Genomic DNA, 26,293 nt, shown 5'->3' with positions numbered 1-26,293 from the left:
TATTAGATACAAGAAATATAAACAATCCTTCTCCATTGGAATGAAAATTGTTAAAATTAGAAATAACACGTATCATTAGCTGCTTTTCATGAAAGAGAGGAAACTATTATTATGATCATAAAACCTAGAACACGTGGCTTTATATGTACAACCGCACATCCGCAAGGCTGCGCTCGTCAAGTCGAGCGGCAAATTGAGTATATTAAGGCACAACCCGAGATCAAAGGACCACAGAAGGTGCTAGTCATTGGCGCATCCACAGGCTACGGCCTCGCCTCACGGATTACAGCCGCCTTTGGGGCTGGAGCCAGCACAGTAGGCGTATATCGGCCGAGCAGCAGCAATGGAACCCGTACAGCCTCTGCTGGGTGGTACAATTCTGCAGCCTTCGAACAACTTGCGGAGTCTGCAGGCCTGCAATCCTACAGCGTTACCGGAGATGCATACTCCAAAGAGACCAAAGAAAAAACGATTCAGCTGATCCGCAGCGAATTAGGACAAGTCGATTTGGTCATCTACAGTGTTGCTTCTGGGCGCCGTACAGATCCGGAGACGGGTGAAGTGTATAACTCTGTTCTCAAACCTATTGGCGACACCTTTACCAACAAAACTGTAAATTTCCACACCGGTGAGGTAAGTCAAATCTCCATTGAACCCGCGACCGATAAGGAAGTTCATGATACCGTACGGGTGATGGGCGGTGATGATTGGCAGCTATGGATAGAAGCACTCCAGCAAGCCGGAGTATTAGCAGATCACGCAACCACTATTGCTTATTCGTATATCGGATCAGAGCTTACTCAAGCGGTATATCGCCAGGGAACCATTGGACTTGCTAAAGACCATCTTGAAGCTACGGCGAGAACACTTAACGAAGCGTTATCTGTTACTCACGGTAGAGCTTATGTAGCGGTCACAAAAGGTCTTGTCACACAGTCCAGCTCGGCGATTCCTGTAGTGCCCCTCTATATTTCCGCCCTTTACAAAGTCATGAAAGAGCACAGTCTTCATGAAGGTTGTATTGAGCAGACCTATCGGTTGTTTGCTGAACATCTCTATGCAGCGAAAGGAACTCCTGTGGATGAAGAAGGCCGTATCCGTATAGATGATTGGGAATTGTCTCCGGCAGTCCAGCAAGAAGTTATCGAAATCTGGGACCAGCTTACTTCAGACAATATCTACGACCTAACGGATCTGCATAGCTATAAACAGGAATTCTTCCAGCTATTTGGCTTCGAGACTGAAGGTGTAGATTACGAAGCTGATACTGATCCAGACGTAACTGTTATAAATCTGCGCTAAAATTTATCGTGTTTTTGGATTATCTTCTGCCTGAGGATAAGGGTTGTTCGAGAGCATACATTTCCTCTTCCAGAGAAATCATCTTTTGCTCAATCACTTTTCGTGCATCTGCCAACGCTTGATTGTAAATATAAGGCGAAAGTTCTTTGAGCATAAAATCGAGAAGGTTCTCGCTGGCTAATTGACCAATTTCGTTAGACAGCTCTGTATCAAAATATTCTTGAATACTGGCTGTAATCTGAAGCTTATGTTCTCTCGGTATTTTTAACGGCTGCATGGTAATCCTCCAATCTAATTAGATACAGGAAAATGACGTGCTTTCGCACGTCATTTTTTACACCTATAACCTTCATTCACTGCTGCCTTTGAAACGGTTCCAACCCTCAGTCAAGTTATCATGCGTCCAACGGACATAACCTTCGTCTGCATATTTGCGTGAATAACATTCAATAGCAAGAATAAGATCAAGATAAAGATCATAAAGCTTCTTCCGCTGAATCTCGTTTGGACTGTCGTAGGTTGTTCCGTACCCCTTATAGAAACTGGCAGAATTCTCAAAATGCCTAAAATAATACTCCATCAGCACATCGCCCCATAGGGCTCTCTCCCAGTCAATCAGCGATACGATGACTCCATCCTTCACAAATACATTCCCATTCCATAAATCCCAATGCACCAGTCGTGGCTCGGTTACAGCATCTAATGCAGGGAGATACTTGGAAACCTCCTGCATAATCTCTTCATAGGACGCAGGGAGCTGTGCATTCAGCCTCTTGGCATCAGCAAGTACACTTTCCATCAGGCATGAAAAGGTCTCTCTCCACGAGGCTCTTGGCTCCTCTGAATCCGTTCCAAAAATGCCAAAACGTTCTCCGCGTATCTCATTGATTATGCAATTGTAACGCCCCAGCTCAGTTTCGATAGCATCTCTCTCCGGAAGTGAAAGACTCTCCTTCACATCACTGTAGGGCTGGCCCTCCACCTTCTCCATAAAGAAATACGGAATAGGAATGAGCAGCAGACTTTCATCATAATGGTAGACGGCAGGCACGGGCACGACACCCTTATCTGCAACCATTCGGAGAGCTTCCACTTCAGTTCGCATAATGTTCTTCTCGTAACTTAACGTATCTGTCTCTACAGCAGGGGCAACCTTTAGAATGACAGATTTCCCAGTGCTAAGTTCCAAATCATAGGCTGTATTAAAAAAGCCTCCGGTAAGTTCTGAACTAAGGTTAACCGCAGTTTCTGAACCGAAAACCGCTTTCACCAAAATATCCAGCTGTTCATCATTTAATTTAACTTTCGTGAAGCTCTCCATTTCGTTTAAACCCACCACATTTCTGTCAGTGGCTCCTCAATCAATACTTGTTGAAGGTTACTTACAGCTTTGGAGAAACCTTCTTCAATAGACATCAGCCCATCTTCATGCTCGATACTAACCACATAGTCATACCCAACCAAACGAAGTGCACTAATAATGTCAGCCCAAGTCTTAAGATCATGTCCAAAACCGACAGAACGGAACTGCCAAGCACGGTCAAGCATCTTGGTATACGACTGCATATCAGTTAATCCGTGCATGTTGACATTCACAGGATCAATAACGGTATCCTTCGCATGGAAGTGATGGATTGCACCTTGGCGTCCCAAAATATGAATCGCTTGCACAGGATCAATTCCTTGCCACCACATGTGACTCGGATCAAGGTTCGCACCGATCACTTCACCTGCTGCTTCTCTCAGCCGCAGCAAAGTACCTGGTGTGTGTACAGAGAATCCGCCATGCAGCTCAAGACCTACCTTTACATCGTGCTGAGCGGCAAAGGCACCCCATTCTTTCCAATAAGGAATAACCTTGTTCTCCCATTGCCAGTCCAGAATTTCTTGATAATCATTTGGCCATGGAGCTACAGGCCAGTTCGGATATTTAGCACCCTCATGATCTCCAGGACATCCAGAGAAGGTATTCACAACCGGAACCCCTAGCTTCTGCGCCAATTTGACCGAGTTTACGAAATCCTCATGATCCTTTTGAGCAAGTTCTTTTTGCGGGTGCAATGGGTTACCGTGGCAGCTCAAAGCACTGATTGTAAGTCCGCGAGATTCCACAGCATGTTTGAATTCTTGTAAGGCTGTTTCATTCTCCAGCAGCATTTTAGGGTCGCAGTGGCTGTTGCCAGGATTGCCTCCCGTACCGATTTCTACCGCCTTTAGCCCTTTGGATACTACATAATCAAGAGCATCCTCCAGCTTACGACCTCCAAACAAGACCATAAATACTCCAAGTTTCATTGTAGGCCACCTCCTCTTGGAAATAGTTTACTTATTATTTACCGTAGATATCAAAATTCTTCACCACTTGATTACTCTCAGCAGCTTCAAAAATAACTTCAATCAAATTCTGTACCCGCATAACCTCAGCGTTCTTAACGATAGGTTCTGCAGTACCCTCAATGACAGCAGCGAAATTATCATAAAAGCTAGAGCTTAACTCCGACGGCTGAGGTAATTCCTCAGTGATCGTTGCCCCCTCCGATGGAGGTGCCATAGTTTTAGTTAGTCCTACACCTGCACGAATCGGCTTCGGTTCGATTTTTTCACCTGCGTTATTTCTTGTCACCAATCTTCCGGTTAATGACCAGTCTTCAATAATTCCAGTGCCTTCGATACCCTTCACATACCATCTTGGCAATGTAATAAAGTTAGTCGTCCCAACCTCTACGATCGCTTTAATTCCATTCTCAAATTGCAGAATAGCTTCAAAGCCGTCATCGACATCGTTTCCTAAAATAAAGCTTAGACTACTGCTCACACTGGTGATTTTGCTATCAATCATGAATAATAGCTGGTCCAATAAGTGAACGCCCCAATCCAGCAGCATCCCTCCGCCTTGTGCCTTAACATGACGCCAGTCTCCAGGAATTCCGTTCGCTCCATGCACGCGGGATTCGATCTGGAATAGGGATCCAATCGTCTCCTCATCGTACATTTTTTTGATGGTTAAAAAATCTTCATCCCAACGTCTGTTCTGATGCACCATAAACACACGTCCAGCTTCATCAGCGGCTGCCAGTATTTCTTGAAATTCAACCTTCGATAGAGTAACTGGCTTCTCACAAATGACATGTTTGCCAGCTTGTAATGCACGAATCGCAATTTCTTTGTGCACATCGTTCGGTGTGGCAATTAGAATAATTTCGACCGAAGAATCTGCCAATACTTCTTCATAACTTTGGTACGCCTTGTAGCCAGCGTCGTTGGAATTGGTACGACGTGCTTCAAGCACATCGTACGTTCCAACTACGATTAAGGTAGAGGTCTCTTTTATCAATCCTGCGTGATAACTTCCCATTCCTCCAAAACCAACAATGACTACAGAATGTCTGTTTGAACTCATGAACTTCACACCTGCTTCTCGTTTAGTTATCTGATGTTCCGTCAAAATACACAGCACGACCTGTACGGGAAGATTCGTAAATAGCCTCCAAAATTTGGGTAACGACAAGGGCTTGTTCAGGTTTAACTACTGGTTCTTTATCTTCCCTAACTGCCTCAAGCCACAAGCGAGCTTCACGATCGGATTCACTCTCTTGTCCTCCGTTAAAGAAAGCTACTCCCCCTGCGGACAAGTCAATTTTAGTCTCGTATAGACGGCCACCACGGTCACCATTTAAGCGTAACCCGTCCTTCATATCTGCGCCACCCTCTGTACCTGCGAGGAGCGTCTTCGCTTCTCCAAATTCCGATACATTAAGAGCCCAGCTTGATTCCAGTACAATTGTAGCACCATTTTCCATGGTAATAAATCCAAATGCTGAATCTTCTACTTTAAATTGTTCAGGGTCCCATGGACCAAAGGCATTTCCGCCGTTTTTACGGTTACCTAGCTTATGAAAAGTCGAGCCCATAACACTACGCGGTTTATAATTGTCCATCATCCATAATGTTAGATCAAGCGCATGCGTACCGATATCGATCAGTGGCCCCCCACCTTGCTTTTCTTCATCCAGGAATACGCCCCATGTAGGAACCGCACGACGACGTACTGCGATCGCTTTTGCATAATAGATTTCACCAAGCTCACCGTTTTCGCAAACGTCTTTAAGGTATTCACTATCCGCACGATAACGGTTTTGATAAGCTACAGACAATTTCATGCCTGTACGTTTAGCAGCCTCTAACATTTCCTGTGCTTGAGCTGTAGTCTTCGCCATAGGCTTCTCACACATTACATGATTGCCAGCTTCCAATGCTGCGATTGTGATCACGGAGTGACTGTCATTCGGTGTACATACATGCACGATATCGAATCCTCCGGCTTTCAAAAGCTCTTGATAATCTGTATATACAGCCGCGCCTTCAGCACCATAGGTTTTTGCTGCTTCCTGTGCACGTTCTTCGACGATATCACAGAAGGCTACCATTTCAGCATCTGCTTGACGTGACAAACTTGGCATATGTTTTCCATTAGCAATTCCACCGCAACCGACAATAGCAATTCTCAACTTTTTAGACATGAACATTTCCCCCTTGATTAGCGTATGCTTTTACCCATTTCAAACTATCTTCTACACTTTCTAATGGTGAACGGCTGCAATAATCCTGCTCCACTACCGCCCACTCTACCTTTGCCTGTACAGCCGCATCAAGAATTGCTGTAAGGTTTACTTCTCCTTCGCCTAGAACAACCGTTTCCGGTGAACCATCCTCATGTTTCTTCAAATCTTTCAGATGGATGATCGGCAACCGGCCAGCGTATTTGTTGATATATTCTACGGCATCATAACCTGCGTGATGTACCCAGCATGTATCCATTTCAACTTGCAGCAAATCAGCTGGCACCTCTTCAAACAAACCGTCAAACGCTGTACGGTCACCATATCGATCAGTTAACTCAAAGTCATGATTATGGTACAAAAGAACCGCTCCACGCGCCTTGCACTTTTCTCCAATGATCTTCAGATTCGCAGCAACTTCTTCATAGTTACGTTGTTCTTCTGACAGATACGGCACAATCAGATTATGATTTCCAATCTCTAGGTTGTACGCAATCTCTGCCTCTGTATCATTTAACAACGCGTCATAGGGACGGTGTGCGCCCAGCGCAACTAATCCTAGTTCATCAAGCAGTTGTTTGACTTCTGCTGCGCTACGGCCGAAGTAATGGAAAAACTCCACGCCTTTATAACCAAGGGCTGCCACTTTACGCAGTGTCCCTTCAAAATCCTGTTCCAGTTCTTCTCTGAGCGTATACAATTGCAGGCCTATCTTCAGCATTTTCGAATCACTCCAATTGGATTTAAAGTTAGCTTTCTGTAGTGATAATCACTTGAACAATAATGCTGTAACAGAATTGACTTATCTGATTCTCATCAGTTTCCTTAAACTGTCATTCTTGTAAGCACAGCTAATACCGACTGTTTCTAGCGTTGATGGTCGATTTCTTTCTTTATTGCTTAGCTACATAGTAATATGAAAGCGTATATATTAAAATGAAGAATATGATTAAAACATGAACAATCTGCTTATCATTTCAATACACCTAGGAGGACCTATGACTCATTCTGCTACCTGTCACGTATTATCAGCCGGATTTTCTTTTCATCGCAAGCCTTTTCATATGTCTCAAAGTCAAGGGAACCAGAACTTTCTTATACGTCTGCAAACGGAAGGAAGAAGCCGTGCATTGATCGATGGTGTGATGTCACCTGTGGAAAGCGGGGATATTATGTTATTCGCTCCAAATGATCCTTACTATTTGATCATAGATAAAGAAGAGTACCCTGTAGGCAAGCCACGAATTGAAAGCGGAGATTATCATATTTTTTGCGGGGGAACATGGATTGATGAATGGTGGCAACGTTCACAAAGACCCACTCGCCTAAGTGTGCCGCTTAGTGAGAATTTTCTTGGCTTGTTTCGCCAGTTAATTCTGGAGCACCGTCGACTTTCCGACTTCTCTCCAGAAATATCTGCCTGCTATCTGCAAATTCTATGTATGGAAATCGACCGGCTAATTACAGACCAGCCAGCAATTACTCCAAAAGGTTATTTGGCATACCGAATGAAGCAATATGTTGAGGAGCACGCAACCGTACCCTTTCTATTGGAGGATGTAGCAGGTTTTGTGGGTATATCCGTCTCGCGAGCCGTTCATTTATTTAAAGAAGCCTTTGGGACCAGTATTATTAAATATGTAAACGATGTCCGACTGGAAATGGCCAGAGAACGGATAACCTTCAGTCCCATGCCGCTGGAGCAAGTAGCAGAAACTTGTGGTTTTGCGAACTATACCTATTTTCACCGCGTCTTCCGAAGCCGTTTTGGTATGTCACCAAGAGAATATCGTGTGCACAGCAGAGAACAGGTGTAAATGAAGAAACATGAGAATGAAATTATTCTTTTACAGCCGAAATGATCAGGAACATCGGTCTACGCTCCTCATCCTTCATCCATGGATCATTACTCATTTCTTCAGAAGGCTTTGGTTCTTTAACCGCTTTAATAGTAAAGCCAGCTTCAATCAGGTCATTGAAGTAAGTGGAAATCGTGCGATGGTATTTAATCACATTTTCTGTTAAGAATTTAGTTTCACGAAGTCCTTCTGATTGATAATGATCTACGGGCCAATGCAGACGTTTTCCTTGCTCATCGGAATACCAGTCTTGCTCTTCCCGTGAGGTAAAGATTGGATGCTCCACTGAAAAAATAAAACTTCCGCCAGGCTTAAGAAACGCATGGACTTTGCGGCAGATGGCTGTAAAAGATTCAATATAGTGGAAAGCCAATGAACTGAGGACCACATCAAATTGCTCGCTCGTAAAATCAATGTCCTCAATCGGCAGCTGGATATAAGTTATAGCAGGATCGTTCGTTTTTTCACGCGCCTGTTGCAGCATTTTTTCAGAGATATCCACACCTATAACTGAACTCGCCTGCTGCTCACGGGCATACAGGCAATGCCAGCCGAAGCCGCAGCCCAGATCAAGCACACTTTTATTATGTAAGTCTGGAAGAAGCGCCTTTAATACATGCCATTCACCTGCTGCTTCTAGTCCTCCAATAGAACGAGGCATTTGCTGGTAGGCTGAGAAGAAATTCGAATCGTCATATTTATTTTGTTTCATCATGGATACATCTCCTATATATTATTTCTTCAATTACTATACGCTGAGCAATGTTCTCTTATCAAATAGCCAATAAAAAAGGAGCATCATCTTGGAAGATCTGCCCCTTATATCTATTCTTATTCAATTGTTCCTGCTTGCTTGGTGTTAACCGTACATGCTGTGAAATGGCTCCATAATCACTATTCGATCTACGACTTTGTGCTGCGCACCAGGCTCCGGAGCGCTCTGCCTTACGCAAGGCTTTTTGTGTCTTGGTTCGTGCCATGTGACACCACTCTCCTATTCATGGGTGAATGATTATTGATCTTACATCTATAAGACAACTTCATTTTAACATATTCCAGACTATGAGCGAAGCAAGAATTCCGTTACACTTAGAGCAAAGCTAGTATTCTATCTTATCTAAATAGATGCGGAGGTTTAAAGGATGAATTACCAGGTTTTGTATGAAGGTGCTTTTGCTATGTTAAAGGTCCAACTAAATCCCGGTGAAAGCGTAAAGGCTGAAATGGGCGCAATGGTCGCGATGTCACCTAACGTAGAATTAAAAGGAACCGTGGATGGTGGTTTAATGCGCGGTCTCGGGAGAATGCTGAGCGGTGAGAAATTCTTCTTTCAAGAACTTAGAGCGACCCGTGGTCAAAGTGAGGTATTGCTGTCACCTGGCTCACTCGGCGATATTCAGGCGATAGAATTAGACGGATCGTATAAACTGTTAGTTCAAAAAGACGGATTTCTCGCCGGAACTGAAGGCATTCAAGTAAATACCAAAATGCAGAATTTAACCAGAGGGCTCTTCTCCGGTGAAGGCTTCTTCATTGTAGAAATCAGTGGCAGAGGAACGGTGTTCCTGTCTTCCTTCGGTGCTATCCATGCGATTAATTTAGGACCTGGTGAAGAAATGATTATCGATAACGGACACCTCGTAGCATGGCCAGATTATATGGACTATAAGGTAGAAAAGGCAGCCTCTGGCTGGCTAAACAGCATAACCAGTGGTGAAGCACTTGTGTGCCGCTTTCGTGGAGAAGGTGTAATTCTCGTTCAGAGCCGTAACCCTGGCAGCTTCGGAACGTGGATCAAATCCTTTGTACCTACTCGAAGCTAGACTTCCTAAAACGCAGTAATCAAAAAAGACACAGGCTTGGAGCCTGTGTCTTTAGGTTAGAAAGCGATCTTACGAGACTGCTTTATCTGCTTCTGCTTTTGCTTTTTTGCAGCCTGTACGTTTACATGTTCCATAAGTACCCTTGAAATCAAGGCGGTGATCCGTGACGTTAAAGCCATATTCACGTTCCACTCTTCTCTCCAGCTCCACAAGCCAGTCGTCCTTAATTTCCTCCAACCGACCGCATACGCTGCATATCAAATGATGATGCATATGCGAATGATCGTTCCCGCGCAAATCGTAACGGGCAACTCCGTCTCCGAAGTTCATCTTCTCTACAATGTGTAGCTCACATAAAAGCTCAAGTGTACGGTATACCGTTGCCAGGCCCAGATGTGGATAGCTGTTCTTAACAAGCATATATACTTCTTCTACGCTTAGATGATCCTTCTCATTGTCGAGCAGAACGTTCACTATAGCTTCACGCTGAGGCGTTAATTTATATTTTTGCGCCGCAAACAATTGACTGATATTTGATATTTGATCCATTTGGTCTCCTACCTTCCCGGAACGATTTAACATCCGTACCCTCTGAGACGCTCCTATTTATGCAGTTTGGACAATACATAAATAGTAATCGTTACGATATAATCATAACAAAATTAACCACGAATGAAAAGAGCCTGACATCATTATATCATTTCATGCCACTTATCAAAAGTACTACACCCCAATCTGGCCCATATTTCTATTAAAATCTACTTTTTCGTGAAATAATAAAGATTAGACCGCAACCTTTCCATAATTTACAACGTTAAAGGAGTGACAAAGGCTAAGGAGCCTATCCATACAACGAGGTGAAAAGACATGAACATGAAAAAAAGCACGCTAGCAGCGATCACAACCGTAGCCATTTTCTCCTTTTCTTTGGGTGGTCAGATGTTTGCAGCTGGGAACACCTTTAAGGATATTGATAACATAAACGGCAAAGAAAAAATCATTTCTTTAAAAAATCAAGGGTTAATTAAAGGTGTCAGCGAATCTCAATTTCTCCCTGGCTCTAAGGTAACTACAGCCCAAGGGATTCAGTTTATCTCCGGCGGTCTCCAGCTTAGCCTCGCGGCCATTGATTTTAACAAAGCTCCTGTTGCCAGCGGCTTGTTCACAAAAGTAAAAGACAAAGCCTGGTACGCTGAAGCCTTTATCAATGCTTATTACAATGAAGTTAAGCTTCCTAAAGACATTGATCCTAACCTCATTATGACCAAAGAGCAATTCACTAACTATCTAGTGCAAGCGATCGAAGGCGTTGGCAATCTGCCGATGATCAATATCGTTCCAGTAGATATCGCTGATGAAGCTTCTCTGACTCCTGCGTATCAAGGCAGTATTCAGCGCTCCCTGAAATACAAGATCAATAGCCTGGATGCTAACGGAAAGTTTAATCCAAAAAGCGAACTCACCCGCGCCGAAGCAGCGATTATGCTCTACAACGCTTTGGAATTTCTGAAAACTGGAGTATAACCAAATTTCAGATACTCTTCTCATTTGAATAATCCACACATGAAAAAGCAGCTCCGGATGATTCCCGAGCTGCTTTTTCGTGTATATTGTCTTTCTACTCTTCTTCACCATTCAGTCTGTTCAGAAATTGCAGAGCCCGGGGATTCTTCGGATGCTCCAGCACTTCTTGCGGAGTCCCTTGCTCTAAGATATGACCACCATCCATCAAAATGATCCGGTCCGCTACATCGGCGGCAAATTTCATCTCGTGGGTCACAATCACCATAGTCATACCTTCTGCCGCTAATTGTTTGATGACCTTAAGCACTTCCCCTACCAGCTCAGGATCGAGCGCCGAAGTGGGCTCATCAAACAATAACACTTCTGGATCTACTGCCATAGCCCGGGCGATGGCCACTCTCTGCTGCTGTCCACCTGACAGCTGATGTGGATAGTTATCAGCTTTATCTGCCAAACCCACCTTAGCCAGCAGCTGAAGCCCCCGCTTGCGCGCTTCTTCCTTGGATCGTTTCAGGACAGTTACCTGTCCCTCCATCACATTGCCAAGCGCAGTCATATGCGGAAATAAATTATACGATTGAAAGACCATCCCTGTTTTCTGACGAAGGGCCAATACGGAATTCTGAGGAATTTTCTTATGATCTGTAAAATTGATGGTGATATCACTGAGCGACAGGCTGCCTTGATCCGGGATTTCCAACAGATTAAAACAGCGCAGCAGTGTAGTCTTCCCGGAGCCAGATGGCCCAATAATGACAAGTACCTTTCCATGCTCCATTTTCAGATCAATACCCTTTAACACTTGGAGTGCGCCGAAGGATTTATGCAAATTAATGATTTCAATCACAAGTATCTCTCCTTTAGGTCGCAGAGTAACGATCGAGTCGTTTCTCCAAGTAATTTTGCAGCGCCGACAGCACAGAACAGAACACTAAATAAAACAATCCTGCTTCGGAGTATACCAGCAGAGGCTCATAAGTGGTAGAGGCTACCTGCTGTGCGGTTCTAAACATCTCCGTATAGGTGATGATCGCTGCAAGCGAAGTATCTTTAACCAAGCTAATAAAGGAATTGGATAACGGCGGTACAGAAACGCGCGCAGCTTGTGGCAGAATTACGCGGCGCAGAGCCTGCCCACGAGTCATCCCGACTGAGAAGGCAGCTTCCCATTGGCCTTTATGTATCGACAGGATAGCAGCGCGTACGATTTCCGATGAATAAGCCCCTACGCTAAGGGTAAATCCAATGGTGGCGGCAATGAAGGGGTCGAGTACAATACCAACAGCCGGCAAACCATAAAATATAATAAATAGCTGCACTAACAACGGGGTTCCTCGAATAACCCACACATAAAAACGGGCGATTAGCTTCGGAATTACCCACGGTGAAAGACGTGCCAGCGCGGTTAGGATCGCCAAAATCAATCCAAGCACAAAGGAAAGTAGCGCCAACGGAATGGTAAAAGCCACCCCGGCTTTTAGCAGGGGTAGCAGTGTGTCTAAGAAAATTTGTATTTTGCGGTCATCCATTATTCAGACATCCTTTTTAGCTTCCAGGCTTAATTAGCCTTGCTAGCCTTGTATTATTTTGAAACGTCAGCTCCAAAGTATTTCTCGGAAATTTTCAAGTACGTTCCATCACTCTTCATCTCTGTAATCGCATCACTGACCGCTTTCACCAGCTCATCATTGCCTTTCAGGAATACTGCGGCACTTTGTGATCCTTCAGGAATCTCATCAACCACTTTAATTTTTGCATCTGGTTTTTGTTTTTTTAGATCCAGATAAGACAAGCCATCATTCACAGTTGCATCAATACGTCCCGAAGTCAGCAGGTCCATCGCTTGATTGAAACCATCTGTAGCTACGATTTCAGCACCGTTCTCACGAGCGATATCGGATAAATTACTTGTCAGGGATTGTCCGGCTTTTTTACCTTTAAGATCGGCAAAGGTCTTAATATCCTCATTGTCTTCGCTCACGATCAATACTGCTTTGGATACGATATAGGGTTCAGAGAAATCATATTTCACTTTGCGATCTTCGTTAATGGAAACTTCATTGAAAATGACATCAAACCGTTTCGCATCCATCCCAGCAAAAATACCATCCCACTGAGTTTCAAAAAATTCAGCTTCAACACCTAAACGTTTGGCTACTTCTTCAGCAATTTCCACGTCAAAACCAGTCAATTTCCCCGCAGTGTCATGATAAGTAAAAGGTGCATAAGTCCCTTCTGTACCTATCCGCAATTTGCCGCTGGCCTTCACAGCCTCCAAACTGTTTTGCGCTGAAGATGCTGTTCCACCATTCGTTCCAGCTGTTGGTTCAGCAGCCGTATTGGTATTCGAATTATTGCCGCAAGCCGCTACAAGGACCACGGTTAACGCCAATATAATAGTTAAACTCCATTTTTTCATTCTTAAATCCCCTCTCTCTATCCGGTTTTTTTCCGGTAAATTGAATAGTACACTGCCATCACATGATCGTCAATACTTTTTTCCGATTATATACATCGGAATTATAATATTAACTAGATTTCTACCTATATCTTACCCAATCTTGGATTAATCCTTCACTTCTTTCTCTCTTTACTTCTCAGAAAGATATGGTATATTTATAAACAAATTAATATGGACCTGTTATTTCACTAGGGGAGTCGGCCGACTGAGACGGAGCTTCAAGCTCCGGACCCTTAGAACCTGATCTGGATCATACCAGCGGAGGGAAGTGGAGCAGAATTTTCATCAAGCATGTTAAGTGTTATTATGCAGAATGAACTTTTTGACCCATTCATTTCCTCTGGAAATGGATGGGTCTTTATTTGTTTAGGCGCTCCACAAAAATTTTAGGAGGTTAGATCATCACGACCATTTTATCTATTCAAGGCCTAACCTACTCTTTTCCGGAATCTGAGCAACCCCCTGTATTCGCAGATCTATCCATGGATATCAGGCAAGGGGAATTCGTCTCCGTAGTAGGTGCTAGCGGATGCGGGAAAAGTACATTTTTCAAAACGATTGCCGGTTTACTCGAACCTACTCACGGAAAAATAAAACTCTCTACGCACCCGTCAACCGCTAGTCGTTTAGGTCAGATCGCTTATATGCCTCAGCAGGATTTATTGCTGCCTTGGAGGACAGTGCTCGACAACTGCCTTTTGCCTTGGGAGATCAAGCCCAGATTCAATAAACAAGAAACGATCACTCAGATTCGGGAAATGTTGACCCGCTTCGGCTTAGCAGATGTAGAGAAGGCTTATCCCCATGAACTTTCGGGAGGAATGAAACAGCGAGTCGCATTTCTGCGCACCTTAGTGGCTGGAGGCGGAAGTGGTCTTATGCTGCTGGATGAGCCCTTTGGCGCTCTCGATGCCATGACCAAACGCGAGATACACCGTTGGCTGTTGGAGTTATGGGGTGAATTGAATCAGACGATTATGCTCATCACTCATGATCTGGAAGAAGCACTATTGCTCAGTGACCGGATTTATTTATTATCTGGCGGTGCGCACAGCGAATTACAGGAGATCGTTGTGGATCTACCAAGGCCAAGACATTATAAGATGAACTATGAACCCCGGTTTATAGCACTACGGGAAGAGTTGGAGCGAAGATTGCATGCAACCTATACCTTTTAAAAAACATCTAGACAACTATGGTCCCTTCCTTCTTCTGGTACTGCTCATTCTTGTAATCTGGGAGGCAGCTGTTCGCCTTCACATGATTCCAGCCTTTATTCTCCCTGCACCTTCCTCTATTGGAATCGCATTGATCGAGCACAGGCAATTATTATTTGGACAGCATTTATTGGCGACGTTACAGGAGATACTGGTGGGTTTTGTCCTTTCTGTTATTTGTGGTGTATTGCTGGGCACTGGAATGTTCCTGTATCGCCCCATAGAAAAGGCCATCTATCCCTTTCTTATCATTAGCCAGACGATCCCATTAATTGCGCTATCCCCCATTTTTATTATGTGGTTCGGATATTCGCTGTGGAGCAAAGTGGCTGTGGTGTTTTTGACGGCTTTTTTTCCAGTCGTAGTGAGTACATATGATGGACTTCGTACAAGTGGCCAGACTTACAAGGACTTATTATTAACATTTGGTGCAAACCGCTGGCAGCTGCTTGTCAAAACCCAAATTCCACTGGCGTTGCCTGCTTTTTTCTCTGGCTTAAAGCTGTCCATTGTATACTGCGTCATCGGAGCTACTATCGGGGAATGGCTCGGCGGCAGTAAAGGACTCGGTTACTTCAGCCGCAGAATGGCCGGAAATATGCAGAGCGATGAAATGTTCGCGGCTGTATTTCTGCTGTCCGCGCTTGGTGTGGTGCTTTTTCTGGCGATAGCTTTACTCGAACAATTATTTTTAAAGAAAAGAGGATCAAACCAATGAATCATTTAAAATCCCCACAACGAGGACTTTTTTCTGTATTTCTAGTATGCACACTTTTGCTCTTAAGCAGCTGCGGGAAGGCAGACAAGCTAAATAACAATGCCCAAACCGGTTCCTCCAATACCGAAAATAAGCAGTCACACAAGCTGACGATTATGCTTGATTGGTATCCCAATGCCGTTCATTCCTTTCTATACGCTGCGCAACAGCAAGGTTTTTTCCAAGAGGAAGGTTTGGATGTCGAGATCAAAATGCCTGCGGACAGCAATGATTCCCTAAAGCTTGTTGCAGCGAATCAAATTGATCTAGCGCTCAGTTATCAACCTCAGGTACTTATGGCACGCGGCGAGAAAATCCCTGTACGTTCGATTGCAGCAATCGTGCGGCATCCACTGAATCATCTGATGGTTCCTCAGGCTGGCAGTATTCATAGTCCAAAAGAGCTCGCGGGAAAACAAATCGGCTATTCCTCCATTCCGCTCTATGAAGCGATGATTCGGACAATGATCCAGAGTGATGGAGGCGATCCTTCATCCGCCAAGCTGATTGACGTAGGTTTTGACCTCATCCCTGCGATCTCTACTGGACAAGTAGACGCAATAATGGGCGGGTTCATCAACCATGAACAACTAATCCTTGAAAAAGAGGGACATCCGGTCACTTCGCTTAATCCAACGGATTACGGAGTACCTGACTATTATGAGCTTGTGCTGGTGGCCAGCGAACAAGGATTGCAAAATTCTGAAGCCTACTTTAAAAAATTTCTAAATGCCATTACAAAAGGACAGGAATTTGTGGAGCAGAATCCTGAACAAGCCCTGGATTTACTGGTTGCACATGAAGATGCAACTTCACCGCTCGACAAGGAGATTGAGAAAAAAAGTCTTGAGATTCTGCTGCCGCTGATGAATGCTGGCAATCAATCTTTTGGATATCAAGACCCGACATCTTGGGAAAAGGTTCAGCAGTGGTTATCCACCAACGATCTTCTACCAGAAGATATTAAAGCACAGGAAGCTTTTATCAATCTGTAGCATTTAGTTAATTATTTATCCAATCTTGAGGAGGAATTATGATGAGTTATTTAGCCAAAGTACGGGAAGCCAACCCGTTGATCCACAACATCACTAATATTGTAGTAGCCAATTTCTCAGCCAACGGTCTGTTGGCGCTGGGTGCCTCTCCCTTTATGGCGGATGCCCACGAAGAAGTGATCGACATCGCCGCTATGTCGTCTGCTGTCGTTCTAAATATCGGCACTCTCAATGACTACGCCATTCAATCAATGTTGCTCGCTGGTAAATCCGCTAATAAACACGGGGTTCCCCTAGTGCTTGACCCGGTAGGTGCAGGCGCAACTTCTTATCGGACCGCTGTCACTCAAAAGCTAGTGAATGAGATGCAAATCACCGCACTGCGGGGGAATGTGGCTGAAGTCGCTAATGTCATTGGGGAGAGCTGGTCCATTAAAGGGGTGGATGCTGGCGAAGGTGAAGGCGATGTAGTTCTTTTGGCTGAAGCTGCTGCGAGGAAGTTAAGCTGTGTGGTCATCATAACTGGAAAAGACGATGTGATCACGAATGGAAAAAACACTTTTATTGCCAGCAACGGTCACCCTATTCTCACGAAGATTACAGGAACTGGCTGTTTACTCAGCGCTGTTGTGGGTGCATTTCTCGCGGTAAGTGGAGGTGCCTCGTTGGAGGCCGCAGTGGAAGCCCTCTCCTTCTATGGAGTAGCAGCTGAAATCGCCGCTGAACTAACGACTGGTCAAGGGCCGGGAAGCTTTCAGGTTGAGTTTCTAAATCAACTGACATGGGTCACGCCAGAAGTCTTCCTAGAAAGATCCAGCATCAAACAGCTCAGTTAATGACCCTCGAAGGAGTGAATTCGATGATTATATCCAAAGCTCTAACCATTGCCGGCTCCGATAGCGGCGGTGGTGCTGGCATTCAGGCCGATCTAAAAACCTTTCAGGAGCTTTCTGTCTATGGCATGTCCGTCCTCACAGCTGTGACAGCGCAGAATACGCTGGGTGTCCAAGGGGTTTATCCAGTGACTCTGGACGCCATAATTCAGCAGCTTGATTCTATAGGACTTGACCTGCAACCAGATGCCGTAAAGACCGGGATGTTATTTAACAGTGACATCATCCGCATTGTGGCAGATAAAATTAAGCATTACGGCTGGTCTAATCTTGTAATTGATCCTGTGATGGTCGCTAAAGGAGGGTCCACACTGCTGCTGCAGGAGGCAGTTCAATCCTTAGTCAGCCATCTGCTGCCCTTAGCATTGGTGACGACACCCAATATTCCCGAAGCCGAAATAATCACAAAGATGACGATCACCACCATCGAAGAACGCAAAAAAGCGGCCAAAATCATTCATGGCATGGGCTCCAAATATGTAGTGCTAAAAGGGGGACATGATACCTCGACCACAGCCGTAACCGATCTTCTATATGATGGTGACGAATATACCTTATTGGAGAGTAACCGGATTCAGACCAGACATACGCATGGTACAGGCTGCACCTATTCAGCAGCAGTCACCGCCGAGCTAGCCAAAGGCAAATCCGTAGCTGAGGCCATTCAAACTGCCAAAGCGTTTATACAAGCGGCGATTGAAGACGAGCTGGGTATAGGGGCTGGACATGGACCAACCAATCATTTTGCTTATCAAAACAGACTGCGAGGGATTAACAGTGCAACGAATGAACAGTGAACATCTGCGAGATCTATTAAAAGTCTATTTCATTATGGGCAGTGTAAATTGCCGTAAAGCTCCAGTTAAGGTGCTGCAGGAAGCGGTTGCTGGGGGCATAACCATGTTTCAATTCCGTGAAAAGGGTACCGGTTCCTTAAGCGATAAGGCTCGACTTAATCTTGGGAGACGACTTCAAAAGATTTGTCATGCCAATGGCGTGCCCTTTATCGTGAATGACGACATTGATTTAGCGATCGCGCTTGATGCGGACGGAATTCATGTAGGACAGGAGGATACACCTGCATTGGCAATCCGTCAGCTACTAGGAGAGAATAAAATCATTGGTGTATCCGCTCACTCCTTCGCTGAAGCTCAGCAGGCGATTGCCGATGGAGCCGACTATCTGGGCGTGGGTCCCATTTATCCTACGTCATCCAAGGAGGATGCCAAAGCTGTTCAAGGCACTGCGATTATTGAAGAACTAAGAAATAAAGGCATTACCATCCCTTTGGTTGGCATTGGGGGAATCACGCTGCAAAATGTTGCACCTGTATTAGCAGCCGGTGCGGATGGGATCTCTGTTATCTCAGCGATTGCCGGAGCTGTAGACATTACCCCAACTGCCAGAGGCTTTGTTGACAAAGTTAGTTTAAGCGGGACATAAGCTCATTCAGCTCTTCACTGCTTAAATGCCGCCATTGTCCCAGCTCCAAGCCGTCTAATGTAATATTCATAATTCTTATGCGCTCCAGCTTTAGTACTCTATATCCTAACTCCTTGCTCATTCTGCGTATTTGCAGATTAAGACCTTGAGTTAGGATAATTCTAAACTGACATTCTGTGATCCGATAGACCTCACAAGGTTTCGTTGTGATTCCAAGAATGTTCACGCCGCTAGACATCGCTTGTAAGAATTCTGACGTAACCGGTTTGTCTACATTAACTACATATTCTTTTTCATGCCCATTCTCGGAACGCATCATTTTATTTACGATCTCTCCATCGTTGGTTAACAAAATGAGGCCTTCCGAGTTTTTATCTAATCTGCCGATCGCAAAGATCCGTGAAGGATACCCTACAAAATCAATAATGTTCCCAGCTACATGTGGGGCTGCTGTACAGGTAATGCCTATCGGCTTATTCAAAGCGAGATACACTGGCTCCCCTTTACTGCTTGTTATCGGCTCCCCATCGATCCATACGATATCCTCTGGCTCTATAAGAATGTTCGCATCACAGACGATACCATTCACAGCGATTCGACCTGCAGCAATTAATCGTTTGGTTTCCCTTCTGGAACAAAAGCCTGTTTCGCTTATATATTTATCGATTCTCACTGCTGATCCTACTTTCTCTCTATATACTTACATCTGGTCATAAAAAAACACCTGATTTTAACGATCAAAATCAGATGTTAACCTTCAGGAATAACCCAGTTTATTGGAGCTATTTGGTGCTTCCGCTTTTTTTCACGTTACTGCCCTTGCTTCCACCTGCACCTTTAGCACCTGGACCCGTCGTTGGGTCACCTTTAGCAGGTTTAACTGGTTTTGCTGTTTTGTTCCAGCGTGTCCAGCCTTTACTCCCCGTACCTCTGCCTGTTCCGCCACCTTTACTTTTTGCACCCATTATATCACTCCGTCAGTCATTCAGAATTCGTATAGTTTATACACTTTACCTATCTTACCACACTCTCAACCTTTCTGTTTAAGTAATAACAAATGCTTCATCTAACTAGCCACTGTTTAGAATTTAGCATCTTTATTCATTTCATGAATATCAAAGCTATCCTCATGTATTTCGATGGCGATGACGGTGTCCTTTTTTTCAAAAAATTGCACATGCCCTAACCGCTTGTCCTCCAGCTCTATCCATCCATCATCGCTTAATTTATTAAAATAGCTGTCAGGCCGATAAAGACCTTGTTCTCCCCCTATATTATCCAACTCGTACTTTGCTCCAATTTTTATATTAGGGTTATTTGAATTTGTTATCACTTCTATTTCTTTGGCATTCTTCGGAATTGGAATTTCAGTATTTATAGATGACACTCCATACTCTTGTTCCTCTTGAGCTGACGATGTACAACCGCTTGTAAACAGGATTAATGGTAACCAAATAAAAGCTAATAAATATTTATTCAAAGGTATCCTCTCCTTCCATAACTTATTTTACCAAATGTAAAATTAAAATAAAAACACCCCACCAAAGACTAAGCTTTGATGAGGTGTCTATTCACATCAGCTTTGCAGCTCATGCATGGACTTATTTCGGTTGAATATAACCTTCTGCTTTCAGAAGCTCAGCGATCAACACAGCACCGCCAGCCGCTCCGCGCAGGGTGTTATGGGAGAGACCTACGAATTTGTAATCATAGAGGGCATCTTCGCGAAGTCTGCCCGTCGATACGCCCATTCCGTTCTCAATATCACGATCCAGCTTGGTCTGTGGACGATTGTCCTCTTCAAAATAGGTAATGAACTGTTTAGGTGCGCTAGGCAGTTCAAGCTCCTGAGGACGTCCTTTAAAGCTCTTCCAGAGATTCAGAATCTCTTCTTTGGACGGTTTTTTCTCAAAAGAAACAAATACAGCAGCCATATGTCCATCCGCTACAGGCACACGGATACACTGCGAAGTAATCGTTGGCGCTTCACTCTTTACGATACCCTCTTCTTCAACGCTTCCCCAGATCCGCAAAGGCTCTTGCTCACTCTTCTCTTCTTCGCCACCGATGTAAGGAATCACGTTATCCAGCATTTCTGGCCAGTCCGCAAAAGTCTTTCCTGCACCAGAAATAGCTTGGTAGGTAGTGACCACCACTTTAGATGGATTGAAGTCTTTGAGCGCATGAAGTGCAGGCACATAACTTTGAATGGAGCAGTTAGGTTTAACTGCAATGAACCCTGTCTCTGTTCCCAGACGTTTTCTTTGCTGTGCAATAACCTCAAGATGCTCCGGATTAATCTCAGGAATGACCATAGGCACGTCAGGCGTCCAGCGATGCGCTGAGTTATTGGAGATTACTGGCGTTCCGGTGCGAGCATAAGCCTCTTCGAGCGCTTTAATCTCATCTTTTTTCATGTCTACAGCACAAAAGATCAAATCTACATCCGCAGCTACTTCCTCTACCTTAGAAGCGTCTTGGACCATAATATTCTTTACGTTCTCAGGCATTGGAGTAGATAACTTCCATCTGCCCTTGGCCGATTCTTCATACGTTTTTCCAGCAGATCTAGCACTGGCAGCAATCGCAGTTACTTCAAACCAAGGATGATTCTCTAGAAGGGCAATAAAACGTTGTCCTACCATACCTGTGCCGCCAACTATGCCGGCTCTTAGCTTTCTTGACATCAGAAAATACACTTCCTTTTGATTAACTGTCCTATTGTGAATAATAGGCCGATAATTAATGATATACGGCGCGGGAACATTTGGCGAGTGTTAACATCAAAATAACATTAAAAATTTTATTTTTAGCAGATTATATTGAATTTCATTAATGCGAATAAAAGAAATAGCTGCACTCAGTACAATTATAAGTATATTTTCTGCTTAGACAACTCTTTAACTGCATTCTCTACAACTATTTCCCCGAAAAATAATGGAAATGCCCTCTAAGCGAACTTTTAGATGTAAGAAATGCAACTAAATCGCATCTGCCGAGCATTTTATAGCATATAGTTGTAGGAAATACATCTATTTGCGATTGGTGAGTATAAACAGCGATTGGCGATTAGCAATCAGCGATCAGCGATCAGCGATTAGCTATTCACGTTTACAAGCTGCTTCTGCCAACTAATCGTTTCTTACCCACGCTCATTTAAACCAACCTTTTTCCTTAAATCGAGTGATTGCCTCGATGCGGTTACCTACATCCAGCTTATCTAGTATAACAGAGATGTAATTCCGGACTGTTCCCGTGGTAATGTACAATTGGCTGGCGATCTCTTTTGTATTTTTACCGTCGGCAATGAGTCCAAGTACTTCCTTCTCCCGCTGAGTCAGAGGATTCACTTCACCGCTGTAGGCTTCATCCATTAGCTCCGGTGCATACATGCGTCGGCCTGCCATCACATTACGTATCGAAAGTGCCAGTTCTTCGCTAGGACTGTCTTTCAGCAAATAAGCATGAACTCCCGCCTTGAGCGCACGTTCGAAATATCCCGCACGGGCAAAGGTGGTTAATATCATCGTTTTGCAGCCGCTATTCTTCAGCGCTTCCGCAGCGTCGAGACCACTCATCGCTGGCATTTCAATATCCATAATACAGATATCCGGCTTATGCTGCTGAACCATCGCTACAGCTTCTTCCCCGTTGCTTGCCCGGCCCACTACCTTCATATCCTCTTCTAAATCCAACAAAGATGCCAGCGCTCCAAGGAGCATCCGCTGATCCTCAGCGATTACAATCTTAATCATTATAAGGTTACCTCCTGTTCCGGATGCTTAAATGCATTAGGGACCTTAATCACGATCGTAGTTCCCCCATCTTGCACGATATCCATACAGCCATTCACAAATTCAAGACGTTCCCGCATGCCTTGCAGCCCATGTCCTTTAAAATAAAGATCATTGCCCGGGATGCCGGTTCCATCATCTTTCACTTTAATGATCAGATCTGTACGCGTAGGTTCGATGATAATTGAACAGGACTGTGCATTACTATGCTTCACAACATTTGTGACAGCTTCCTTAATACACATGCTGAGCACATTCTCCGTAATCAATGAAGTGTTAGAAAGTTTAGGATTGCCTTGCAAAACATAATCGATCTCCGCAGCCGCAAGAAACTGCTGAATATGAACGAGCTCGTCCTCAAGCCGAATGCCGCGCATTCGCGTAATCATCTCCCGGACCTCTTTCAGTGCACTTCTTGCCGTCTGACGTACATCATTGATCTCGGCTTTTGCTTGCGTCGGATTACTGTCGATAAGCTTTCCTGCCAAATCACTTTTCAGACCAATTAACGAAAGCTTCTGACCTAATGTATCGTGTAGATCACGTGAAATCCGCTGGCGTTCCTCGAGCTTAACCAATTCAGAGATTCGCTTATTAGCATCCTCCAATTGGTCTTGCAGCTTCCCTTGATTATTGCGGTTATAGGTACTGATTGGCAGCAGGATCACTGCAATCATACTGACAAGCACAAACGGAAGCTGGCTGATAAATACGGGATTACGCGACAGCAGCTCATAATTGATCGTAATAATCGTAGTCAGCAAATGAATGGAGTATAGGGTGAAAAACCCTACTCGATTCTGGATATTCCCAATAAAAAAGGCTAAAAAAAGCGCAAAATACATATATCCAAACAACAACGTCATCGTTATAGAGACAAGTATCTGCACGCTCGTCCAAAAATAAACTAACCAACCCTTGGAGACAAAAGAAAGCACATAACAAACAAAAAACACAGCGATCATCAAGATTCCCGAAACTACCTGGTAGGGAGAGGAGGACCGAAAGATGAAATAAAACGGTAGAATATAAAATACGACCCATACATAAGGGCTAAGACCTGTACTTTTATGAAAAATATGATGCCACTTCTGCATGTTCGCTCTCCTTTTTGCCATATGCCACTCACCCTATTCTAGCATAAATCCGGTAAAATCCGGTGAACCACAACGATAAAGAGAAAAAAGATTAGAGCGCGAATGAGTTCTCCGGCTCTAACCTTCCATTTTGCTGCTATTTGATTACAATGTGGACCATTATTCTCCCTGGAGTCTGGGCTTATGAACTTGCAGGACCTCGCCTGCTGTTTTAGGTTTATTTAATATGGACTTCATCTCTTTGAAACTGATGAAACGTTTATTTTCCTCATCCCAAAGACGGAAGTGAAGAGCCTTCAAGCTGGTACCAATCGTAATCGTTGTTGCTTTTTGTAGCGGTGGAGTCGCGTTATGCGCTTTTTCCAAATTATAGTTTGGCACCTTTGGACTTAAATGATGCACATGGTGGAAGCCGATGTTGCCCGTAATCCATTGCAGCACCTTCGGCAGCTTATAATATGAGCTGCCTTCAACCGCGGCCATCACATAACTCCATTCGGATTCATTCTCGAAATAAGAGTCTTCAAACTGATGTTGGACGTAGAACAACCATATGCCGAGAAACCCTGATACAAATGCTACAGGCAGCTGCACCATAAGAAATGCCTGCCAGCCAATAGCCCATATCAGCAAGCCATAAAGGGCTGCGATTGAAATATTCGTCAAATAGGTATTCATCCGCTCTTTGCGTCTAGCACCTTTAACATTAAAACGATACTGAATCATAAAAACAGCAATCGGTCCAAGACCAAACATCACGATGGGATTGCGGTAAATCCGGTAATATAGACGTTTCCAGAAGGAAGCTGCTGCGTATTCATCGACCGTCATAATCCAAATATCGCCGATCCCTCTTTTATCGAGATTACTGGAGCTGGCGTGGTGAATGGAATGACTATGTTTCCACTGCCGATAAGGAACCAGTGTCAGTACACCTGTGATCGTTCCGATAATATCATTCGCTTTACGATTCTTAAAAAACGATCCATGTGTGCAATCATGAAAAATAATAAAAGTTCGAATTACAAATCCTGCTGCAGGAATAGCTAACAGAAGGGTGAGCCAATAGGAAACGGATAAAGAGAAATAAGCTCCGCCCCATAACAGCACAAGTGGTCCTAAAGTATTGATGAGCTGTCTTATACTTGCGTTGCGGTCATTTTTCTCGTAAGGGGCTACACTCTTTTTAAGGCTGGAGAGCTGTGATGTCTGTTTTGTAGTCATCTATATCGTTTCCTCCTTGATGTGTCCGGCTAAGGATCTTTTCATCTACTCTAAGTATAGGCGATGAAGTATCATCCTATAAGTCATAAACATCAAGTAGAGAGTATGACAAATGTCATACTCTCATTCTAATCAATTTCCGTCAGCATTGCAGCCAACATCCATCTTCCTTCACTTCGTATTGACCTTTGATCTCACCAATTCCATTAAGGATTAACGAATCTTTATTAAAAGTTGGAGGTTCATCTAATACTAAGTGCAGTTTATTAATATTTCGAAGGTCAGCTTTATAGTAGCTAATCACTGGCTTTTCCAGAAAATACTCCGCATCATTGATTTGGATTCGTAAATTATTCTTATGAATACATTTCTCATCTCCACCAATAATACCCATAGGATTAAAACCCGTAGATTTTATATCTCCTTCAATATACAGGTGGTACCCTTCAAGGCTGATAAAATCAATGAATTCCTTCTCCCTGATTGTTTTGACCGATTGCATAATATCTTCCGTTTCTTTGCTGATGGATATCTCCTCGAAGGGAATGATGACTTGATCCACAAATTGCTTAAAAAACGCATATAAACTTAACTCCGACTTCATAAACTCTTCTTTCCAATCGGTGCGAAGCTCATCCAGCAGCAAACATATAAACAGTCCAGAACCATAGCAGCTTCTTCTAATATTTGCCGATGATTCAAGTTCATCTATTAAATACGAACTGAACTTCTGCAATACCTCCTCATTAGGAAGTGTGGATTTCTCGGCATAGGCATTTAATTCAACATACCAAGCGGGTCCTTCCAGCGTTTCAATAAGATATTCATTTAGCACGTACTCCCCGAGCAGCTGTTCTCTTTGTTGACGTAAGGCAAGAAATCTGTACATTGCTTGATTACGCTCTTCAATAGTAGCTGCCATTACACTAAGATATAAATGATGTCTTTCTTGAATCCGCAATTCCATATTTTCGAGGGATAAAGGGTAGGTAATCATCAATAATTCATCTGCATAACGTTCATCTCCCATCAGGAATTGATAACCGTGAAACAATTCGTGTACACAAATTGCGTACAAGTCTTCGAATTCTTCATGTAATTCCAGATTAACGATGGCTGTAGGGTGATCCTCATATAAAATGATTGTATCTCCTGAGAATTCATTACTCCAAGGAAGCAAATGTGGATGATATCCTACCGTTTTAAATTTGGGATGATTGTACAGATACACGTTATCCTTATTATAAAATGCAAAAGAAACAGCCTCGAATCCTTTCCAATATTTCTGCAGCTTGTGGTTCGTTAAACACTTAACAATCATCTCCAAATGAAATTCCATCCCTTA

At 43.8% G+C, this 26,293-nt stretch carries 30 protein-coding genes and 1 riboswitch; of the genes, 10 read left to right on the top strand and 20 right to left on the bottom strand.

Annotation, left to right across the window (positions count from 1 at the left end):
* Positions 1-111: 111 nt before the first annotated feature.
* Complete coding sequence (gene fabV / locus NSS82_RS14500) at positions 112-1,302, top strand: enoyl-ACP reductase FabV (RefSeq protein WP_036686328.1); 1,191 nt, start codon at positions 112-114, stop codon at positions 1,300-1,302.
* A gap of 19 nt (positions 1,303-1,321) precedes the next feature.
* Here fabV and NSS82_RS14495 read toward each other — a convergent pair whose 3' ends face one another.
* The 6 genes from NSS82_RS14495 to NSS82_RS14470 form a co-directional block, all read right to left on the bottom strand.
* The gene (locus tag NSS82_RS14495) at positions 1,322-1,579 is read right to left on the bottom strand and encodes a DUF2164 domain-containing protein (RefSeq protein WP_076105022.1); all 258 of its coding nucleotides are present in this window, start codon (positions 1,577-1,579) and stop codon (positions 1,322-1,324) included.
* 72 nt (positions 1,580-1,651) lie between these two features.
* The gene (locus tag NSS82_RS14490; protein WP_051491449.1) at positions 1,652-2,641 is read right to left on the bottom strand and encodes a phosphotransferase family protein; all 990 of its coding nucleotides are present in this window, start codon (positions 2,639-2,641) and stop codon (positions 1,652-1,654) included.
* Entirely contained in the window at positions 2,629-3,597 is a 969-nt protein-coding gene (locus NSS82_RS14485; protein ID WP_076101695.1) for a sugar phosphate isomerase/epimerase family protein, read from the bottom strand. Before NSS82_RS14485 ends, NSS82_RS14490 begins: the two co-directional genes overlap by 13 nt.
* 34 nt (positions 3,598-3,631) lie before the next feature.
* Entirely contained in the window at positions 3,632-4,702 is a 1,071-nt protein-coding gene (locus NSS82_RS14480; RefSeq protein WP_038570443.1) for a Gfo/Idh/MocA family protein, read from the bottom strand.
* A 22-nt stretch (positions 4,703-4,724) separates the two neighbouring features.
* On the bottom strand, positions 4,725-5,822 hold the full coding sequence (locus tag NSS82_RS14475) for a Gfo/Idh/MocA family protein (RefSeq protein ID WP_036686323.1): 1,098 nt from the start codon (positions 5,820-5,822) through the stop codon (positions 4,725-4,727).
* Positions 5,815-6,582, bottom strand: coding sequence for a sugar phosphate isomerase/epimerase family protein (locus NSS82_RS14470; RefSeq protein WP_036686321.1), 768 nt, complete (start codon positions 6,580-6,582; stop codon positions 5,815-5,817). Before NSS82_RS14470 ends, NSS82_RS14475 begins: the two co-directional genes overlap by 8 nt.
* A gap of 277 nt (positions 6,583-6,859) precedes the next feature.
* Between NSS82_RS14470 and NSS82_RS14465 the strand changes: the two genes are divergently transcribed.
* On the top strand, positions 6,860-7,678 hold the full coding sequence (locus NSS82_RS14465; protein WP_036686319.1) for an AraC family transcriptional regulator: 819 nt from the start codon (positions 6,860-6,862) through the stop codon (positions 7,676-7,678).
* A gap of 22 nt (positions 7,679-7,700) precedes the next feature.
* On the opposite strand, the gene NSS82_RS14460 is transcribed toward NSS82_RS14465, so the two are convergent.
* Positions 7,701-8,432, bottom strand: coding sequence for a class I SAM-dependent methyltransferase (locus NSS82_RS14460; RefSeq protein ID WP_076105033.1), 732 nt, complete (start codon positions 8,430-8,432; stop codon positions 7,701-7,703).
* Positions 8,433-8,493: 61 nt separating this feature from the next.
* A complete protein-coding gene (locus NSS82_RS14455) occupies positions 8,494-8,700 on the bottom strand; it encodes a hypothetical protein (RefSeq protein WP_036686317.1) in 207 nt (68 codons plus the stop codon).
* Between the two features lie 162 nt (positions 8,701-8,862).
* Here NSS82_RS14455 and NSS82_RS14450 point away from each other — a divergent pair, with 162 nt between their 5' ends.
* Positions 8,863-9,543 carry a TIGR00266 family protein gene (locus NSS82_RS14450; RefSeq protein ID WP_036686316.1) on the top strand — a complete coding sequence of 227 codons (681 nt, stop codon included), beginning with the start codon at positions 8,863-8,865 and terminating at the stop codon, positions 9,541-9,543.
* 69 nt (positions 9,544-9,612) lie between these two features.
* Here NSS82_RS14450 and NSS82_RS14445 read toward each other — a convergent pair whose 3' ends face one another.
* Positions 9,613-10,092 (bottom strand): Fur family transcriptional regulator, encoded by a 480-nt coding sequence (locus NSS82_RS14445; RefSeq protein WP_036686314.1) that lies wholly within the window; start codon positions 10,090-10,092, stop codon positions 9,613-9,615.
* Between the two features lie 318 nt (positions 10,093-10,410).
* Here NSS82_RS14445 and NSS82_RS14440 point away from each other — a divergent pair, with 318 nt between their 5' ends.
* A complete protein-coding gene (locus tag NSS82_RS14440; protein ID WP_038570438.1) occupies positions 10,411-11,067 on the top strand; it encodes an S-layer homology domain-containing protein in 657 nt (218 codons plus the stop codon).
* A gap of 94 nt (positions 11,068-11,161) precedes the next feature.
* Here the strand turns inward: NSS82_RS14440 and NSS82_RS14435 are convergent, their stop codons facing one another.
* Genes NSS82_RS14435 through NSS82_RS14425 form a run of 3 tightly spaced genes read right to left on the bottom strand, consistent with a single transcriptional unit; the run spans position 11,162 to position 13,486 of the window.
* Positions 11,162-11,914 (bottom strand): amino acid ABC transporter ATP-binding protein, encoded by a 753-nt coding sequence (locus NSS82_RS14435; RefSeq protein ID WP_036686311.1) that lies wholly within the window; start codon positions 11,912-11,914, stop codon positions 11,162-11,164.
* 13 nt (positions 11,915-11,927) lie between these two features.
* On the bottom strand, positions 11,928-12,596 hold the full coding sequence (locus NSS82_RS14430) for an amino acid ABC transporter permease (protein WP_036686309.1): 669 nt from the start codon (positions 12,594-12,596) through the stop codon (positions 11,928-11,930).
* Between the two features lie 53 nt (positions 12,597-12,649).
* Positions 12,650-13,486: an amino acid ABC transporter substrate-binding protein gene (locus NSS82_RS14425; RefSeq protein ID WP_076273865.1), complete on the bottom strand. Its 837-nt coding sequence runs from the start codon at positions 13,484-13,486 to the stop codon at positions 12,650-12,652.
* A 222-nt stretch (positions 13,487-13,708) separates the two neighbouring features.
* Positions 13,709-13,812, top strand: a riboswitch (TPP riboswitch).
* A gap of 198 nt (positions 13,813-14,010) precedes the next feature.
* Between NSS82_RS14425 and NSS82_RS14420 the strand changes: the two genes are divergently transcribed.
* From NSS82_RS14420 to thiE, 6 genes are read left to right on the top strand one after another with little or no spacing between them, the layout of a single operon-like run.
* Complete coding sequence (locus NSS82_RS14420; protein WP_178944323.1) at positions 14,011-14,706, top strand: ABC transporter ATP-binding protein; 696 nt, start codon at positions 14,011-14,013, stop codon at positions 14,704-14,706.
* Positions 14,687-15,463, top strand: coding sequence for an ABC transporter permease (locus NSS82_RS14415; protein ID WP_081386761.1), 777 nt, complete (start codon positions 14,687-14,689; stop codon positions 15,461-15,463). Before NSS82_RS14420 ends, NSS82_RS14415 begins: the two co-directional genes overlap by 20 nt.
* Positions 15,460-16,497, top strand: a complete 1,038-nt coding sequence (locus NSS82_RS14410) for an ABC transporter substrate-binding protein (protein ID WP_081386762.1) — start codon at positions 15,460-15,462, stop codon at positions 16,495-16,497. The genes NSS82_RS14415 and NSS82_RS14410 overlap by 4 nt, the downstream gene beginning before the upstream one ends.
* Before the next feature lie 41 nt (positions 16,498-16,538).
* On the top strand, positions 16,539-17,333 hold the full coding sequence (gene thiM, locus NSS82_RS14405) for a hydroxyethylthiazole kinase (RefSeq protein ID WP_076273867.1): 795 nt from the start codon (positions 16,539-16,541) through the stop codon (positions 17,331-17,333).
* Positions 17,334-17,356: 23 nt separating this feature from the next.
* Positions 17,357-18,187 (top strand): bifunctional hydroxymethylpyrimidine kinase/phosphomethylpyrimidine kinase, encoded by an 831-nt coding sequence (gene thiD / locus NSS82_RS14400; protein WP_178944324.1) that lies wholly within the window; start codon positions 17,357-17,359, stop codon positions 18,185-18,187.
* Entirely contained in the window at positions 18,177-18,833 is a 657-nt protein-coding gene (gene thiE / locus NSS82_RS14395) for a thiamine phosphate synthase (protein ID WP_081382642.1), read from the top strand. Before thiD ends, thiE begins: the two co-directional genes overlap by 11 nt.
* On the opposite strand, the gene NSS82_RS14390 is transcribed toward thiE, so the two are convergent.
* The 8 genes from NSS82_RS14390 to NSS82_RS14355 form a co-directional block, all read right to left on the bottom strand.
* The gene (locus tag NSS82_RS14390; RefSeq protein ID WP_076101683.1) at positions 18,814-19,506 is read right to left on the bottom strand and encodes a pseudouridine synthase; all 693 of its coding nucleotides are present in this window, start codon (positions 19,504-19,506) and stop codon (positions 18,814-18,816) included. The genes thiE and NSS82_RS14390 overlap by 20 nt on opposite strands.
* Positions 19,507-19,615: 109 nt before the next feature.
* Positions 19,616-19,798 (bottom strand): DUF3934 family protein, encoded by a 183-nt coding sequence (locus NSS82_RS14385; protein WP_036686296.1) that lies wholly within the window; start codon positions 19,796-19,798, stop codon positions 19,616-19,618.
* Between the two features lie 116 nt (positions 19,799-19,914).
* Positions 19,915-20,313, bottom strand: a complete 399-nt coding sequence (locus NSS82_RS14380; protein ID WP_076273868.1) for a hypothetical protein — start codon at positions 20,311-20,313, stop codon at positions 19,915-19,917.
* A 121-nt stretch (positions 20,314-20,434) separates the two neighbouring features.
* On the bottom strand, positions 20,435-21,520 hold the full coding sequence (gene asd, locus NSS82_RS14375) for an aspartate-semialdehyde dehydrogenase (RefSeq protein ID WP_038570412.1): 1,086 nt from the start codon (positions 21,518-21,520) through the stop codon (positions 20,435-20,437).
* Between the two features lie 465 nt (positions 21,521-21,985).
* Positions 21,986-22,588 carry a response regulator transcription factor gene (locus NSS82_RS14370; protein ID WP_036686291.1) on the bottom strand — a complete coding sequence of 201 codons (603 nt, stop codon included), beginning with the start codon at positions 22,586-22,588 and terminating at the stop codon, positions 21,986-21,988.
* Positions 22,588-23,724, bottom strand: coding sequence for a sensor histidine kinase (locus tag NSS82_RS14365; RefSeq protein ID WP_036686290.1), 1,137 nt, complete (start codon positions 23,722-23,724; stop codon positions 22,588-22,590). The genes NSS82_RS14370 and NSS82_RS14365 overlap by 1 nt, the downstream gene beginning before the upstream one ends.
* A gap of 159 nt (positions 23,725-23,883) precedes the next feature.
* Positions 23,884-24,948, bottom strand: coding sequence for a fatty acid desaturase (locus NSS82_RS14360; protein WP_036686288.1), 1,065 nt, complete (start codon positions 24,946-24,948; stop codon positions 23,884-23,886).
* Positions 24,949-25,090: 142 nt separating this feature from the next.
* Positions 25,091-26,287: a hypothetical protein gene (locus NSS82_RS14355; protein ID WP_076273869.1), complete on the bottom strand. Its 1,197-nt coding sequence runs from the start codon at positions 26,285-26,287 to the stop codon at positions 25,091-25,093.
* Positions 26,288-26,293: the final 6 nt, after the last annotated feature.

The sequence above is a fragment of the Paenibacillus sp. FSL H7-0735 genome, from assembly GCF_038008505.1.
Lineage (GTDB): Bacteria > Bacillota > Bacilli > Paenibacillales > Paenibacillaceae > Paenibacillus_AQ > Paenibacillus_AQ odorifer.
The sequence above is the reverse complement of the archived record's forward strand: the minus strand, read 5'-3'. Positions and strand labels throughout refer to the sequence as shown.

Excerpts from the sequence above, each read along its gene's own strand:
- fabV (WP_036686328.1), top strand. The coding sequence starts at position 112 with ATGATCATAAAACCTAGAACACGTGGCTTTATATGTACAACCGCACAT.
- NSS82_RS14495 (WP_076105022.1), bottom strand. The coding sequence starts at position 1,579 with ATGCAGCCGTTAAAAATACCGAGAGAACATAAGCTTCAGATTACAGCC.
- NSS82_RS14485 (WP_076101695.1), bottom strand. The coding sequence starts at position 3,597 with ATGAAACTTGGAGTATTTATGGTCTTGTTTGGAGGTCGTAAGCTGGAG.
- NSS82_RS14480 (WP_038570443.1), bottom strand. The coding sequence starts at position 4,702 with ATGAGTTCAAACAGACATTCTGTAGTCATTGTTGGTTTTGGAGGAATG.
- NSS82_RS14475 (WP_036686323.1), bottom strand. The coding sequence starts at position 5,822 with ATGTCTAAAAAGTTGAGAATTGCTATTGTCGGTTGCGGTGGAATTGCT.
- NSS82_RS14470 (WP_036686321.1), bottom strand. The coding sequence starts at position 6,582 with ATGCTGAAGATAGGCCTGCAATTGTATACGCTCAGAGAAGAACTGGAA.
- NSS82_RS14465 (WP_036686319.1), top strand. The coding sequence starts at position 6,860 with ATGACTCATTCTGCTACCTGTCACGTATTATCAGCCGGATTTTCTTTT.
- NSS82_RS14460 (WP_076105033.1), bottom strand. The coding sequence starts at position 8,432 with ATGAAACAAAATAAATATGACGATTCGAATTTCTTCTCAGCCTACCAG.
- NSS82_RS14455 (WP_036686317.1), bottom strand. The coding sequence starts at position 8,700 with ATGGCACGAACCAAGACACAAAAAGCCTTGCGTAAGGCAGAGCGCTCC.
- NSS82_RS14450 (WP_036686316.1), top strand. The coding sequence starts at position 8,863 with ATGAATTACCAGGTTTTGTATGAAGGTGCTTTTGCTATGTTAAAGGTC.
- NSS82_RS14445 (WP_036686314.1), bottom strand. The coding sequence starts at position 10,092 with ATGGATCAAATATCAAATATCAGTCAATTGTTTGCGGCGCAAAAATAT.
- NSS82_RS14440 (WP_038570438.1), top strand. The coding sequence starts at position 10,411 with ATGAACATGAAAAAAAGCACGCTAGCAGCGATCACAACCGTAGCCATT.
- NSS82_RS14430 (WP_036686309.1), bottom strand. The coding sequence starts at position 12,596 with ATGGATGACCGCAAAATACAAATTTTCTTAGACACACTGCTACCCCTG.
- NSS82_RS14425 (WP_076273865.1), bottom strand. The coding sequence starts at position 13,486 with ATGAAAAAATGGAGTTTAACTATTATATTGGCGTTAACCGTGGTCCTT.
- NSS82_RS14420 (WP_178944323.1), top strand. The coding sequence starts at position 14,011 with ATGGATATCAGGCAAGGGGAATTCGTCTCCGTAGTAGGTGCTAGCGGA.
- NSS82_RS14415 (WP_081386761.1), top strand. The coding sequence starts at position 14,687 with ATGCAACCTATACCTTTTAAAAAACATCTAGACAACTATGGTCCCTTC.
- NSS82_RS14410 (WP_081386762.1), top strand. The coding sequence starts at position 15,460 with ATGAATCATTTAAAATCCCCACAACGAGGACTTTTTTCTGTATTTCTA.
- thiM (WP_076273867.1), top strand. The coding sequence starts at position 16,539 with ATGAGTTATTTAGCCAAAGTACGGGAAGCCAACCCGTTGATCCACAAC.
- thiD (WP_178944324.1), top strand. The coding sequence starts at position 17,357 with ATGATTATATCCAAAGCTCTAACCATTGCCGGCTCCGATAGCGGCGGT.
- thiE (WP_081382642.1), top strand. The coding sequence starts at position 18,177 with ATGAACAGTGAACATCTGCGAGATCTATTAAAAGTCTATTTCATTATG.
- NSS82_RS14385 (WP_036686296.1), bottom strand. The coding sequence starts at position 19,798 with ATGGGTGCAAAAAGTAAAGGTGGCGGAACAGGCAGAGGTACGGGGAGT.
- asd (WP_038570412.1), bottom strand. The coding sequence starts at position 21,520 with ATGTCAAGAAAGCTAAGAGCCGGCATAGTTGGCGGCACAGGTATGGTA.
- NSS82_RS14370 (WP_036686291.1), bottom strand. The coding sequence starts at position 22,588 with ATGATTAAGATTGTAATCGCTGAGGATCAGCGGATGCTCCTTGGAGCG.
- NSS82_RS14365 (WP_036686290.1), bottom strand. The coding sequence starts at position 23,724 with ATGCAGAAGTGGCATCATATTTTTCATAAAAGTACAGGTCTTAGCCCT.
- NSS82_RS14360 (WP_036686288.1), bottom strand. The coding sequence starts at position 24,948 with ATGACTACAAAACAGACATCACAGCTCTCCAGCCTTAAAAAGAGTGTA.
- NSS82_RS14355 (WP_076273869.1), bottom strand. The coding sequence starts at position 26,287 with ATGGAATTTCATTTGGAGATGATTGTTAAGTGTTTAACGAACCACAAG.